This is a genomic window from Microlunatus speluncae (genome assembly GCF_009299835.1).
GTDB lineage: Bacteria > Actinomycetota > Actinomycetes > Propionibacteriales > Propionibacteriaceae > Microlunatus > Microlunatus speluncae.
The window spans coordinates 184,091-197,844 of record NZ_VKCZ01000021.1; the positions used below are offsets into that span (position 1 = coordinate 184,091).

At 67.8% G+C, this 13,754-nt stretch carries 11 protein-coding genes; 8 read left to right on the top strand and 3 right to left on the bottom strand.

Annotation, left to right across the window (positions count from 1 at the left end; translation table 11 throughout):
• Positions 1-99: 99 nt before the first annotated feature.
• The gene (locus tag FNH24_RS30345) at positions 100-2,073 is read right to left on the bottom strand and encodes an alpha-amylase family protein (protein WP_152365996.1); all 1,974 of its coding nucleotides are present in this window, start codon (positions 2,071-2,073) and stop codon (positions 100-102) included.
• A gap of 189 nt (positions 2,074-2,262) precedes the next feature.
• On the opposite strand from FNH24_RS30345, the gene FNH24_RS30350 reads away from it, so the two are divergent.
• The 6 genes from FNH24_RS30350 (at position 2,263) to FNH24_RS30375 (ending at position 9,460) form a co-directional block, all read left to right on the top strand.
• Positions 2,263-3,594: an alpha-amylase family protein gene (locus FNH24_RS30350; RefSeq protein ID WP_152365997.1), complete on the top strand. Its 1,332-nt coding sequence runs from the start codon at positions 2,263-2,265 to the stop codon at positions 3,592-3,594.
• Positions 3,591-4,721: an enolase C-terminal domain-like protein gene (locus FNH24_RS30355; RefSeq protein WP_161606397.1), complete on the top strand. Its 1,131-nt coding sequence runs from the start codon at positions 3,591-3,593 to the stop codon at positions 4,719-4,721. Before FNH24_RS30350 ends, FNH24_RS30355 begins: the two co-directional genes overlap by 4 nt.
• 33 nt (positions 4,722-4,754) lie before the next feature.
• Complete coding sequence (locus FNH24_RS30360; protein WP_152365998.1) at positions 4,755-6,227, top strand: polysaccharide deacetylase family protein; 1,473 nt, start codon at positions 4,755-4,757, stop codon at positions 6,225-6,227.
• A gap of 110 nt (positions 6,228-6,337) precedes the next feature.
• Positions 6,338-7,630, top strand: a complete 1,293-nt coding sequence (locus tag FNH24_RS30365) for an ABC transporter substrate-binding protein (protein WP_152365999.1) — start codon at positions 6,338-6,340, stop codon at positions 7,628-7,630.
• 16 nt (positions 7,631-7,646) lie between these two features.
• Positions 7,647-8,600 carry a carbohydrate ABC transporter permease gene (locus tag FNH24_RS30370; protein ID WP_152366000.1) on the top strand — a complete coding sequence of 318 codons (954 nt, stop codon included), beginning with the start codon at positions 7,647-7,649 and terminating at the stop codon, positions 8,598-8,600.
• Positions 8,597-9,460, top strand: coding sequence for a carbohydrate ABC transporter permease (locus FNH24_RS30375; RefSeq protein ID WP_161606398.1), 864 nt, complete (start codon positions 8,597-8,599; stop codon positions 9,458-9,460). The genes FNH24_RS30370 and FNH24_RS30375 overlap by 4 nt, the downstream gene beginning before the upstream one ends.
• Here the strand turns inward: FNH24_RS30375 and FNH24_RS30380 are convergent, their stop codons facing one another.
• Both FNH24_RS30380 and FNH24_RS30385 read right to left on the bottom strand, forming a co-directional pair.
• Positions 9,461-10,141, bottom strand: coding sequence for a GntR family transcriptional regulator (locus FNH24_RS30380; protein ID WP_161606399.1), 681 nt, complete (start codon positions 10,139-10,141; stop codon positions 9,461-9,463).
• Positions 10,142-10,212: 71 nt separating this feature from the next.
• Positions 10,213-10,617, bottom strand: coding sequence for a RidA family protein (locus tag FNH24_RS30385; RefSeq protein WP_152366003.1), 405 nt, complete (start codon positions 10,615-10,617; stop codon positions 10,213-10,215).
• A gap of 97 nt (positions 10,618-10,714) precedes the next feature.
• Here FNH24_RS30385 and FNH24_RS30390 point away from each other — a divergent pair, with 97 nt between their 5' ends.
• Positions 10,715-11,056 (top strand): winged helix-turn-helix transcriptional regulator, encoded by a 342-nt coding sequence (locus FNH24_RS30390; RefSeq protein WP_152366004.1) that lies wholly within the window; start codon positions 10,715-10,717, stop codon positions 11,054-11,056.
• A 202-nt stretch (positions 11,057-11,258) separates the two neighbouring features.
• Positions 11,259-13,754: a hypothetical protein gene (locus tag FNH24_RS30395; RefSeq protein WP_152366005.1), complete on the top strand. Its 2,496-nt coding sequence runs from the start codon at positions 11,259-11,261 to the stop codon at positions 13,752-13,754.

Below are 13,754 nucleotides of genomic sequence, written 5' to 3' on the forward strand. Positions count from 1 at the left end.
GAGTGGTCACGAGGGCATTCGTTCCCTGAGCTTGTCGAAGCATGTCCTGAGCCTGTCGAAGGGGGCAAGCCAGATCTGGTTTTTCCCGGAGCAGCAAGATCAGATCACGATCACTTCGAACAGTTCGAAGGAAGGAAGCTCCACCAAGATCGAATCACTGTCCTGCCTGATCTTGCAATCTTGATCACTGACGAGCGACCTTGCGGAAGTGCCGGCCGGCAGGCGGAGTCGAGCCCCGGAGATCGGTAGTGGTGCGCCGAATCCCTGGCGCCGAGCCCCACTCAGATTGATCAGATGGACGACGGTGCGGGATCCGTTGGTCCCGATGATCACTTCGACCTGCTCGGGCAGGTCACTGTCGGCCACCGGTTGCGGTCCGGCAAGCCCACGAACCAGCTCGAGCATCAATCTTCGAAGATCGCCGGTGCCGAACTCCCGGAAGGTCCGGCCGATGGTCCAGGCGACGCGGACCGCGGTGCCGGCGGCGTTGGCGGCGACGGCAGCCAGTTCGCTGACCTGGTGGCCGTAGGCCTTCTCCGGCGGAGCGAAGGAGGCCTGCGGCAGCACCCGCCAGTTCACCGCCGCCTCCGCCGGAAGGTCGAGGTCGAACAGGTCACCGTAGATCGGCAGCAGGGTGTCGCCGTCGGTGGCGTAGGTCGAGCGGGTCTCGGTGAAGCCGAGGTGCCGGCCGGTCACCCGGCCACCCGGTGATCGGCTGAGTTGATCTTGGTCGCCGGCCAGGGCGCTCGATCCGGTGATCACGAAGGCGGTGGTATCGCCGATGCCGTCGAGTGCGGTGATCACCTCGGCCGGTAGCGGGCCGAGGTCGGGCAGGATCAGGGTCCGGAACCGGCTCAGCGCGCCGAGCCGGGCGGCCTCGGCCAGTCGCTCGACCGGCAGCACGTCGAAGGGGACGTGTCCCTGCTGCAGGGCGGCGTACCAGCCGAGGAACTCGTCCCGCGCCGGGCCCGACTGGGTCATCGCGTCGGGTCGGACCAGGGCGACGGTGGCGGCCGGGCGCAGGCCGTCATAGACCGCGCGATGGTCACGGTGGAACCGGGTGAGCTCGGCCGCCGCTTCCAGTCCCGGGTAGTTGATCACGCCGACCGGTCCCATGATGTAGGTGGACGGGTTGGCGCCGCGGGCGATGGCCTGGGCGAAGAACTGCCCGACGTGATGCGGATCCTCGGCGGCCATCCGGTACGGCATGTCCACGAAGACCGTGGAGTTGACCAGCACCGGCTTGTCCGGCCGCACGGTCTTGGCGGCACTGACCGCCTCGGCGGTGGCCGAAGGCCACAGCTCGCGGCCGATCTTGTTGTTGGCCTCGTGGAAGACGATGTCGGAGCGGGAGCCGAGGATCAGCGGCGCGTCGGGCCGGCGGGCGGCGAGGTGATCACGGATCCGGCCGGTCAGGTCGTCCAGGACGCCGCGACAGAAGGCACGCCAGCGGGGGAAGTCCGGCGACTCCGGCCCGGCCGGCAGGGTGAGCCCGTCCGCCGCCTCGGCGAAGCGGACCTGGCAGGCGTCGCAGTGACAGACCCCGTGCCGGACCCCGTGGTAGTCGACCTCGCTGTAGCCGAACCAGTTGAAGAAGAACCCGTCGATCGGGTAGCGGTCGAGGATCTCGTCCAGGATGTCGAACGTCCGGTGCTGGTAGTAGTCGCCACTGGGGCAGACGCTGGCCAGGCCCTCGATCTGCTGCCGGTTGCCGTCCCGCGACCGGAAACACCAGTCCGGATGCTCGTCGGCGATCGGCAGCGCGATCTTGGAGAAGTCCATCCGGGCCATCAGCCGCATTCCGCGATCATGGGCGGCCCGGACCGCGTCGCCGACCAGGTCACCGCTGGACCGCTCGCGCAGGAAGGGATTGCGGGTGTGGAAGGGCAGCTCGCTCGGATAGTTGGCCAGGATCCCGCCGGTGTTGATCAACCAGGTGTCGGCCCCGTGCCGCTGGATCGCGTCCAAGATCGCGTCGACGTCGAGACCCGCGTCGATCTCCCGCAGATTGGTCTGGAACATCTCGAACGGTCGCTCCCACCAGCGGGCCCGTTCCCCGGCGTCAGCGGTCATCGTGATCACTCCCGATCGGCGTCGTCGCTGCCCGTACCCTAACAACAATTTTGTCAGACCAGAATGCTTGACTTGCAAGATCTCGGCCGGAAGACTTCCACTTACCGGAACCAGTGTGGTGCTTATCGGAAAGATTTGCGATGGCATCGCGTTCCCCTCCCGTCGATCACCGTCTGAAGGGATGCAGCAGTGCCGCTGAACGAGATCGCCGCCAGCCTCTACGCCTGGGACCTCGCCGACGAGACCGTCGAGCGCTGCCTGGACAACCTGCAGGCCCTCGCCGGGGTCAACTCGGCCTACCTGGTCGGCATGATGCACAAGGAGAAGCGGCCGCTGCACGCCCGCTTCTATCCGCACAATCCGGTCCGCAAGTACTACACCCCGGAGGACAGCCGGGCCTACTGGCGGCCCGACCCGGCCGCCTACCCGGGTCGGATCAAGCCGCTCACCTCCGATCGCGACTTCCTGGCCGGCACCGACTGGCTGGAGGTGTTGATCAAGGACGCGCGCAGCCGCGGGATGAAGACCGGTTGCGAGATCTCGCACACCGTGATCGACGCCCAGGTCGCCCGGGAGCAGTATCCCGATGTGCTGCAGCGCGATGTGTTCGGCCACGTGGTCGGCACCTTCGAGGCGATCGAGGCCCAGCGGGCCCTGCCCTGCCTGAACAATCCCGATGTCGCGGAGTATCTGGCCGGACTGGTGACCGACCTGGTCGGCCGGCACGACATCGACTTCATCCAGTCCTGCCTGGTGATGTTCGGCTCGGGCTACAGCCGCAGCAACACCGTCGGCGGCAGCGCCGTCCGCGCCTCCTGGAACGAGGTGCTGGCCACCACGACCGGCGGCTGCTTCTGCGACAGTTGCCGGGACAAGGCGGTGGCGCAGGGTCTCGACTGGGACGCGATCGTGGCCGAGGTGCGCCACCTCAATCTGGTCTACACCGGCCGGGACCTGGAGCAGGCGCACGAGGGGCAACTGCTCCGGGAGAGCAACTACAGCGAGGCCGAGCTGCTGCTGGAGAACGCGGCGTTCGCGTCCTGGCTGGCTTTCCGCCGGCGCAGCATCGACGACCTGTTCGCCTTGATCAACAAGGCCGCCCACGACGCCCGGCCGGGCATCGACTTCCGTTACAACACCTACATGGCGCGGCCCGAGCTGGCCGGGCTCAACTTCACCTCCGCCTTCCAGCACGTCGATTCGGTCCGCGAGTCGGACTATTCCGATCAGCTGGGCACGGCAGAGGGCGTCGCGATCAAGCGGGCGAAGCTGATGAAGGTCCGCCGCGCCCTCGCCTACGACAAGCCGCTGCTGGCCGCCCTCGGGGTCCGGCCCAACGCCACCCCGGAGACCCTGCGTGCCTCGGTCAAGGCCGCCGTCGACTCCGGCTGCGACGGGCTCTCGCTCGGACACTACGACGGCGCCACGATGGAGCGGTTGCGCGCCGTCACCGAGGGAGTCGCGGAGTGGGAGGGGCTGGAGAGCAGCTGGATCCACCAGCCCGACCGGGATCGATCATGAGCACGATCCGCTCGATCACGATCACCGAGTTCGAGTGGCAGCCGCCGGGGTCGAAGCGCGACTCGCGCAAGTTCGCGGTCTCGATCAGCACCACCGACGACGAGCTCGGTGAATACGTCGCCCTGTGGAGCGCCCCGCCGTTGGCCGTGCCGCAGACGATCGCCGCCGCCCGGATGTTGATCAATCATGATCCGCGGGACCGGGAACGACTGTGGAACCTGGTCTCCCGGGCCCACGCCAAGAACGACCGGATCGGCTACGGCGCCCTGGACATCGCGCTCTGGGACCTGGCCGGCCGGACGCTGGGGGTCCCGATCTGGGCGTTGCTCGGCCGGCATCGGGAGCGACTCCCGGCCTACGTCAGCACGGTGTCCGGGCGCAAGGGATCCGGGGCGCTCGGCAGTCCGCAGGACTACGCCGACGACGCCGCCGCCTGTGCCGATCGCGGCGCGCTGGCGTACAAGTTCCATGGTCTGGCCGACGGCGAGGTGGCCGACGAGATCGCCGTGCTGCGCGCCGTGGCCGACCGGGTCGGCGGGCGGATGGACATCATGACCGACCCCGGAAAGCGGCTGTCGACGCTGGCCGACGCGCTGCGGCTGGGCCGGGCCTGTGACGAGGTCGGCGCGTTCTGGTGGGAGGACCCGGTCCGCGGCGACGCCCCGCGCGCGCACCAGATCCTGCGCGAGCGGATCCGGACCCCGTTGTTGATCACCGAGTTCGTCCGCACCCTGGAGGCCCGCACCGCGCTGGCGATCGACGGCGGCACCGACCTGCTCCGGGCCGATCCCGAGCTCGACCTCGGGATCACCGGAGTGATCAAATCCGCGCACGCGGCCGAAGCACTGGGGATGGATCTCGAGGTGCACGCCGCCGGCCCGGCCCAACGTCATTGCATGGCAGCGATCCGCAACACCAATTACTACGAGCTCGGCCTGCTCGACCCCGAGCTCGGCAATCCGGCGATGCCGCCGGTCTATGCCGGCGACTACGTCGAGGACCTGTCCGCGATCGACCCGGCCGACGGCTGTGTGTCGCTGCCGGACGGACCCGGGCTCGGCGTCACGTACGACACCGACTGGATCACCGCCCACACCGTCGCCACCCACGTGATCACCGAACCGTGACCCCCTGATCCACGCCGCCAGAACAGGAGCACCATGAGCACCACCGAGCCCGTCGTCGCCCTCCAGATCGGTGCCGCGTCCTTCGCCGACGAGGGGGTGAAGCCGGTGCTCGACATCCTGCAGGAACGCGGCGCGGTCAACGCGTTGTTCCTGGCCACGCCGACCTGGACCCGCGGCACCGGCGGCCGGCAGATCCCCGGTCATCCCCTTCCTGATCATGGTCCGCAGGAGTACGACCACGACTGGGTCGGCGGCAGCTACGCCACGGTCCACCCGGAGTTCTACCGGAACACGATCCTGGGCACCTCCGGCCGGGCCCCCGACTACGACGGCGACCTGTTCGACGACGTGCTGCCGGAGGCAAGATCACGCGGGATGGCCAGCTATGCCTGGATGGAGGAGAGCTCGTACGCCCAGGCGCTGCGGGACTATCCGAACTTCCCGCAGTGCCTCGAGGTCGACGTCTGGGGCCGGCCCACGCCGCGGCCGTGCTTCAACAATCCCGACTACCGCAACTGGCACCTGAGCATCGTCGAGGACTACGTCAAGAGCTACCCGATCGACGGGCTCGCCTGGTGTTCCGAACGACCGGGCCCGCTGAATCTGATCTTGCAGCGGACCACGCCGACCGAGCTGGTGACCTGCTTCTGCCGGCACTGCCGTGATCTTGGTCGGGAGCGTGGCATCGACGTCGAACGGGCCAAGGCCGGCTACCGAGCGCTGCTGGAGTGGAACCACAAGATCGACTCCGACGAGCGGCCGGCCGACGGCGCCTTCGTGACGTTCTGGCGCACCCTGCTGGCGTACCCGGAAATCCTGTCCTGGCAGACGTTGTGGACTTCTAGCCAGCGCCAGCTCTATCGCGACATCTACGGCGTCGCCAAGGCTTGTCGATCATCGGTGCAGGTCGGCTGGCACGTCTATCACGAGATCTCGTTCAGCCCGTTCTATCGGGCCGACCAGGACTACGCCGAGCTCAGCGAGCTGTCGGACTTCCTCAAGGTCGTGGAATACAACAACTGTGCCGGCCCGCGGTTCCACAGCTGGATCGGCAACATCTGCAAGAGCCTGTTCGCCGACGCCGAGCCGGAGCAGGTCTATCCGCTGATGTTGCGCCTGCTCGGGCTGGACGAGGCCGCCTATGCCGATCTGCCGGCCGCCGGCTTCACCGCTGAGTACGTCCGCCGGGAGACGGCCCGGGCCGTCGCGGGCGTCCGGCACGGCTGCAAGATCCTGCCCGGCATCGACATCGACATCCCGGTCGGTCAGGTGGCGGCCGCGGCCGAGGACCGGCGCAAGCGCTCCGAGGCCCAGTCGGGCGTCAACGCCGACAACAGCCAGGGCACCGAGCTCACCCGCTGCACCCGGGAGAGCGTCCGGGACGCGGTGCTCGCCGCCTTCGAGGGCGGGGCGGACGGCGTGGTGCTGAGCCGCAAGTACTCCGAGATGCGACTGGAGAATCTGGCCGGCGCCGGTGACGCGATTCGATCACTGTCGGCCCATTGACCCTCGGTGGGTCGGGTGTTACAACAGTCTGACAAGTGCACACAGTATCCCTGTCTTCCAAGCAGCATTCTGTCTTCCAAGTCGATCTTGGACAACACGTGAGGACTCCCATGAACGCAACGACGCGGATCAGTCGCCGAACCTTCGTCGGCGCAGGGGGCGCCGCGGCCGCCGGCCTGCTGGCGGGCTGCAGCGGCTCCGGTGGCGGAGGCGGTGGTGGTGGGTCGAAGTCGATGACCTTCCTCAACGACTCCGACATCAAGGACAACCCGTTCGGCAAGGCGATCGAGGCCTTCCAGCAGCAGAGCGGCATCTCGGTCGAAGTGCAGCCGGTGCCGTCCGACTACGACACCAAATTCCGGACGGTGCTGTCCGGCGGCAAACCGCCGGACCTGATCAAGATCAACGACGACTACGTCCGCGGCATGTCGGCCACCGGCGCGCTGCTTGATCTTGCTCCGCTGATCGAACGGGACAAGCTCGACGTCTCGCACTTCCCGGAGAACCTGCTCAACTTCCCCAAGCAGGCCGACGGCCGGCACACCGCGTGGGTGATCGCCCACTCGCCCCGGCTGATCTACTACAACGTCGACATGTTCAAGGCGGCCGGCGTCGACCTGCCACCGACGACCTGGAGCGCCGACGGCTGGACCTGGGACGACTTCCTGGCCACCGCGAAGGCGCTGACCGTCCCGGGCGAGCGGTTCGGCGGCCTGATCTATCTCGACACCGGCTACGAACAGACTTGGGCGATCAACAACGGCAGCCCGACCGGCATCTTCGCCGCCGACGGCAGCACCTTCACCCTGGCCGAACCGCAGGCGGCCGAGGCGCTGCAGTGGGCGACCGACCTGACCTGCACCCACAAGGTGCAACCGGCCTGGGGCGATCTGCAGAGCACCAACGCCGATCTGCAACTGTTCGCCCAGGGCAAGCTCGGGATGATGTTCAGCCAGTTCAGCACGCTGCCGTACACCAGCCAGAACGCGAAGGGCTTCACCTTCGACGTCGCGCCGCCGCCGGCCGGACCGGCCGGGCAGCTGACCGAGTCCAGCGTGGTCACGTACTCGATCCCGGCCAAGGCCGAGAATCCCGACGCCGCGTGGGAGTTGCTGAAGTTCCTGACCAGCGAGGAGGGCGGCACGTTCTTCGTCGAGGGCAACATGTGGCTCTCGATGGACGATCGACCGCTGGCCAAGCTGGCCGAACCGCCGGCCCACGTCGGACTGTTCGTCGACGCTGTTGATCACTCGACCCTGCCGAACCAGACCCAGAACACGCTGGGCGCGCGGCAGATCTACCGGCCGATGCTGGACGAGGTCTACAACTGCAACGCCAAGGCGGCCGATGTGCTCACCGCGGCCAAGCCGCGGGTCGACGAATCGCTGACCAAGCCGGGCTAGGAACGGATCCCCTGCCATGACCACCATGGACAGTGCGCGCCTGCAGCCGCCGGGCACGCCGCCGACCGCGGCCCGGCGACGCAGCGGGCCGCGGCGGAAGAGCGGCTGGCTCCGCTACGAGGGGCTCGTGTACATCGCCCCGGTGATCCTCGGCATCGTCGCGTTCCAGCTGATCCCGATCTTGGTCTCGATGTATCTGTCGCTGGCCGACTGGAACGCGCTCAGTGCGCCGCGGTTCATCGGTGTGGAGAACTTCACCCGGATGTTCACCGACGACCCGTTGTATCTGGAGACCCTGCGCAACACGCTGGTGTTCACCTTCGGCGCCATCCCGGCCACGACCGTGCTGGCGTTCGCGTTGGCCCTGCTGTGCAACCGCAAGGTGCCGGGGATGCCGATCTTCCGGGCCGCCTACTTCGCGCCGTTCATCACCAACGTCGTCGCGGTCGGCTACATCTGGTACTGGATCTACAAGCCGGACGGCGGTGCCCTGAACGGGCTGCTCGGCGTGTTCGGCGTCCAGGGCCCGGCGTGGCTCTCGGACTCCCGGCTGGCCATGCTGTCGGTGATCGTCGTCGCGGTCTGGCAGGGCACCGGCTATCCGATGGTGATCTTCCTCGCCGGCCTGCAGGGCATCCCGAATGATCTGTACGAGTCGGCCAGCATCGACGGGGCGACCAAGCGGCAGCAGCTGTTCAAGATCACCATCCCGTTGATGACGCCGAGCATCTTCTTCGTCCTGATCACCCAGTTCATCTCGTCGTTCCAGGTCTTCGGCGTCATCTACATCATGACCTCGGGCGGGCCGGGACACAGCACCAGCGTCTACATCTACTACCTGTATCAGGTCGCCTTCTCGTTCGGTCAGTTCGGTTACGCCGCGGCGATGGCCTGGGTGCTGTTCGTGATCCTCGGCATCATCACGTACGCGCAGTGGAAGCTGCAGAAGAGATGGGTCTTCTACGGATGAGCACCATGAGAACGGCCGGGCCGAGACGACCGCGGACCACGATCACCAAGCGGACGCTCGGCATCGCGATGTATGTCCTGATGATCATCTGTGCCGTGCTGTTCGCGGTGCCACTGCTGTGGATGATCGGCGCCTCCCTGAAGGAGGAGGGTCAGGTGCTGAGCACGCCGCCGACCCTGTTTCCGACCGACCCGCAGTGGGGCAACTACGCGGCGGTGCTGGAGGTGATCCCGCAGTTCTTCTGGAACAGCGTGAAGCTGGCGGTGATCAACGTCGTCGGGGTGCTCGCGGTGTCGGCCCTGGCCGGCTTCGCCTTCGGCCGGCTTCGCTTCCCGGGCCGCGACATCCTGTTCGTCGGCTTGCTGGCGACGGCGATGATCCCCGGGATCGCGTACCTGATCCCGCAGTACATCATCTTCCAGGAGATCGGCTGGGTCGACACCCAGCTGCCGTTGTGGGCACCGCGGGTGTTCACGCCGGTGTTCGCCACCTTCCTGATGCGGCAGTATTTCCTGAGCCTGCCGCAGGAACTGGAGGACGCCGCCCGGGTCGACGGCGCCGGCTCGTTCACCGTGTTCTGGCGGATCCTGCTGCCGGAGACCAAGCCCGCGCTCGGCGCGATCGCGATCTTCACCTTCCTGGATTCGTGGAACGACCTGTTCGGCCCGTTGATCTACATCAACTCCCGCGAGCTGCAGACCCTGCCGGTAGCACTGGCCCAGTTCCAGAACGAGTACTTCAGCCAGATCACCCTGCTGATGGCCGGCGCGACGATCGCCGTGCTGCCGGTGATCATCGTCTATCTGGCCGCGCAACGACAGTTCATCCAGGGGATCACCTTGACCGGCATCAACCGGTGATCAACTACTGGCACCGGAGAGGGACGACTCACGCCGGGCGACATCGGAGAGCAGGGTCTCCCGGCAGCCGTCCAGGTCGTTGTGCAGCGCCTGCTCGGCGGCGTCCGGATCACCGGCCCGGATGGCGTCCAAGATCGCCGCGTGGGTCGCGGTGAGCTCGGCCAGGTCGAGGCCGACGTGACTGCGGACCTGCACGATGCACAGTTGCGACTCCCCCATCACCGTCTCGTGCATCCGCTGCAGCCGGGCGCTGCCGGTCGCGGCGACCAGGGCCCGGTGCAGCGCGACGTCGGCGCTGGCATGGTCGGCGTGCTGGTCGAGCTGCGCGGCGACCCCCATCAGGGCCAGCGCCCGCTCCGCGTCCCGCGGCACCGCCGCCCGCTCGGCCAGGGTCCGGACGGCGCGGGCCTCGATCGGCTCCCGGGCGAAGTAGATGTCGTTGATGTCGGCGGCCGCCATCTGCGGGACGACGGCGGTCTGCCGCCGGCCCCGGCGCAGCAGCCCCTCGTTGGTGAGCCGGTCGAGGCCGGCCTTGGCGGTCGGTCGGGCCACCTCGAAATGGCCGGCGACCCACACCTCCGACAGCTTCTGACCCGGCTCGATCTGCCCGGAGATGATCTGGCCGCGCAACGCCTGACAGAGCGAATCGGTCAGCGAGGTGTTCTCCAGCGAGATGGCCACAGCTTCTCCTCGGGACCCGGTTCCAGGCATTTGTCTGGCAAGAATACCTGTCATGCCGGGTCCCGTCGGGTTCAGCCTCCGGCCGGCGTGCTCGGAGCGAGGGCGACGCCGTCGATCTCCACCAGCCAGTCGGGCTGGGCGAGGCCGGCGACCTGCAGCAGCGTATCGGCGGGATAGGGCTCGCTGAGGTATTCGGCGCGGAGCTTGATCACCGTGTCCAGGTTGGCCATGTCGGTGACCATGATCGTCACCTTGACCAGGTCGGCCAGGCTCGCGCCGGCCGCGCCGAGCACGGTGGCCAGGTTGGCGAAGGCGCGCCGCGCCTGGGTCTCGAAGTCGGGGCCGACCGTGCGGCCCTGCTCGTCGATGCCGGCCTGGCCGGAGACGTGGATCAGGCCGCCGGCCTGGATGGCGAGGGAGATGTTGTACGGCTCGTACCAGTCGGGTTCGGTGGTGATGCGTTGCAGTGCGGTCATGCATCGACTCTCGATTGTCAGGTCCACAATCTCAAGTACGGTCTTTTAAGTGCCATACGTACACTCTGTATAGCTACGGGCTCTGGAAGGGGATCGCATGCCGCCACGGATCGCCGGCACGGCGGACGAATGCATGGTCGAGGCCGCCACCGAAGTGCTCGGCGGCAAGTGGAAGCTGGTGATCCTGCGGCACCTGCAGGGCGGCACCCGCCGGTTCGGTGAGCTGCACCGGGTGATCCCCGGCGTCACGCCGCGGATGCTGACCCGACAGCTGCGCGAGCTGGAGGCCGACGGCCTGATCCGCCGCCGCGTCTACGCCGAGGTGCCGCCGAAGGTCGAATACTCGGTCACCGAGATCGGCGCCAGCCTGGAGAAGATCATCGACGGCCTGGAGGCCTGGGGCCTCTGGTATCGCGAGCAGGTCACCACCGCTCCCTGAGCCGGTCGCGGGCCCACCGTTCCTGATCGCGCCGAAGAGTCAAGCAGGGAACGGATGTTTACGTATCCATAAAATGTGATTCACCTCTTGTGCGCAGATCCAGCCGATCGATATCATCCCGTATAAGAAAATATCTTCGTTATTTCGAAGTATAGGCAGCCGACCCGGGGCTCGCACGGTCGCAAACGCTGAGGAGCTGCTCATGATCAACATTTCGCGCAGGGGGTTCCTGAACATGGGCGGAGTCGCCGTCGGCGGTGTCCTGGCCACTGGCACCTCCGCCACGCCTGCCCACGCCGGGCTGGTGCCCGGCGCCGGACCGGGCGGGCGGGCGGCTCTGCCGAACGCATCGCCGCCGGCCGAGCTCGGCCCGGCCGGCGAGCCGGATGCCCGGTCGGCCGCAACCTGGTGGCCGCCGCAGCGTCAGGTCTGGACGCCGATCGGCTGGAAGGGGCACCTGTTCCGGTTCAACGTCTTCTACAACGGGCTGCTGATGGCCGAGCCGGGCCCGGCCTGGATGACCAAGGACAACGTCGCCGGCTACCAGGGCCGAGGTCTGCAACTGCAGTTCCTGCCGCCGGACTTCCACGGCAACTTCGCCGCTCCGCCGACGAATCGCCGCTATCTGTGGCAGGACGACCTCGGTGTCGGCGAGCAGAGTTGGAACGACGACGCGAAGGCGCCGGTCCTCGAGACCTACTGGCGGCTACCGCAGGGCGTGGTCGTGCGCCAGTCGGTGTTCGGCCACCTCAAGGGTGGCGGCGCCTACGGCAAGAAGACGGATCCGCTGTACGCCTGGGTGCGGCTGGAGGCCGTACACGTCGATGAGGTCCGGGCGCCGGCCAAGCTCCCGTTCGTGCTCCGGCTGGCCCGGCGCCACCTGCAGTTCCGCGACGGCTACGCCGACGAGAACGGCGTCACCCTCGAGTCCGTCCCCGACCAGGCGGCGATGCCCGGCCGGATGCGAGTGGCGCCCGGGTTCGTCGACGGGCCGAACCGGTCGGTCCAGATCGAGCATCTGGACAGCCTGGTCCGGCTGGGCACGGTCCCGCTGCCGGCGGACAGCGTCACGTTCACCGAGACCGACGCCGAACGGGTCTACGACCTCAAGGTCACCCTCGACCTCGAGGCCGGCAAGCCGGTCGATCTCGTGGTCGCGATGCTGCCGCAGAGCCGGACCGAGTTCCGCCGGGAGCTCGAGCTGGGCTGGGCCGGCGCGCTCGCCGAGGCCGAGGACTACTGGACGTCGACGGCCGATCCCGCGGCGGCGACCGTCCACACCCCGGAGCCGTCGGTGAACCGGGCGCTGCGCCGCTTCGTCGAGCTGGCCGAGATCGTCGGCGAGACGAGCCCGGAGAGCGGCAAGCCGACGTTCCTCACCGGCTCGTTCGGCTACGACGTGCTGTGGGCGACGCCGACCTCGATGGTCCATCACATGCTGCTCGACCCGCTCGGCCAACATCAGATCTCGCGCCGTCATCTGGCGATCTACAACGACACCCAGGGCACCCGCGTCGCACCGGGGAAGCCGTACCAGGACTACGGACTGCACCCCGGTTACCTCGGCTCGCCGGCCCATCTGCAGGCGTTCGACTGGCTTTCCGATCATGGCGCGATCCTGCAGAACATCGCGTACCACGCCCTGGTCACCCATGATCAGAAGTTCGCCGACGACTGGCTCGAAATCATCGTGAAGGCGTGCGAGTTCATCCGCGACGCCTGCGAAGTGATTCCGCACGGCGGGGTGAAGGGCCTGATGCCGGCCGCGCACGCGACCGACGAACTGCTGGACACGCAGGGCACCTGGTCGCAGGCCTGGAACTACAAGGGCCTGGCCACCGCGGTCAAGCTGCTCAAGCGGCTGGACCATCCGCGCGCGGACGAGTTCGATCAGGCCCGGGAGAAATTCCGCAAGGCCATGGTCGACGCCTATCGCGGGCTGATGGAGAAACAGCCGACCTGGTCCCATCCCGACGGCTCGGACCAGCCGGTGCCGCTGGCCGACTACACCGACCGGCCGTTCCACATCTTCCAGGACGCCTTCCTGCTCGACGGCGGGCCGCTGTTCTTCGTCTGGGCCGGCGTCTTCGCGGCCGACGACCCGCTGATGCGGTCTCATCTGGACTACTTCCGGGTCGGGCCGAACACGGAGCTCTGGGACGTCCGGTCCAACCCGATCCACCGCGCGCTGCTGATCCGCGAGGTCTCCTCCTGCGAGCCCTGTTACAGCTGGAACCTGTCCCATTCCTGGCAGGCCGGCGACCGGGCGCGCTTTCTCGAGGGCGTCTACAGCCTGCTCAACGCGGGGATCTCGCCGCAGACGTACATCTCGAACGAGCACCGGCACGGGATGTACGGGCAGTTGTCCTCCTCGGGCCTGATCGTCTGGCACCTGCTCAAGGCCGTGATCGACGCCGAACTCGTCGACGGTCAGCTGCACCTGCTCCGGCTCTGCCCGCTGAGCTGGCTGTCCGCCGACGAGCAGACCGTGTTCGACCAGATCCCGACCGAGCACGGGCGGGTCGACCTGCGGTTCCGGCTGGCCGACGGCGGTGCCCGCCTCGACGTCGAGTTCGAGGGTCACTGGCACGGCGCCGCCCCGGAGGTCCTGCTGCATCTGCCGCCGCTCGACGGCCTGAAGACGGTCCGCATCAACGGCGCCGACCGGCCCGCCGGCGACTCCCCCATCTCGCTCTGA

What these genes read in the sequence shown, in the direction of transcription:
- FNH24_RS30385 (WP_152366003.1), bottom strand. Translation starts at nt 10,617, where the DNA reads ATGACCGCACTGCAACGCATCACCACCGAACCCGACTGGTACGAGCCG.
- FNH24_RS30360 (WP_152365998.1), top strand. Translation starts at nt 4,755, where the DNA reads ATGAGCACCACCGAGCCCGTCGTCGCCCTCCAGATCGGTGCCGCGTCC.
- FNH24_RS30370 (WP_152366000.1), top strand. Translation starts at nt 7,647, where the DNA reads ATGACCACCATGGACAGTGCGCGCCTGCAGCCGCCGGGCACGCCGCCG.
- FNH24_RS30345 (WP_152365996.1), bottom strand. Translation starts at nt 2,073, where the DNA reads ATGACCGCTGACGCCGGGGAACGGGCCCGCTGGTGGGAGCGACCGTTC.
- FNH24_RS30355 (WP_161606397.1), top strand. Translation starts at nt 3,591, where the DNA reads ATGAGCACGATCCGCTCGATCACGATCACCGAGTTCGAGTGGCAGCCG.
- FNH24_RS30375 (WP_161606398.1), top strand. Translation starts at nt 8,597, where the DNA reads ATGAGCACCATGAGAACGGCCGGGCCGAGACGACCGCGGACCACGATC.
- FNH24_RS30365 (WP_152365999.1), top strand. Translation starts at nt 6,338, where the DNA reads ATGAACGCAACGACGCGGATCAGTCGCCGAACCTTCGTCGGCGCAGGG.
- FNH24_RS30395 (WP_152366005.1), top strand. Translation starts at nt 11,259, where the DNA reads ATGATCAACATTTCGCGCAGGGGGTTCCTGAACATGGGCGGAGTCGCC.
- FNH24_RS30390 (WP_152366004.1), top strand. Translation starts at nt 10,715, where the DNA reads ATGCCGCCACGGATCGCCGGCACGGCGGACGAATGCATGGTCGAGGCC.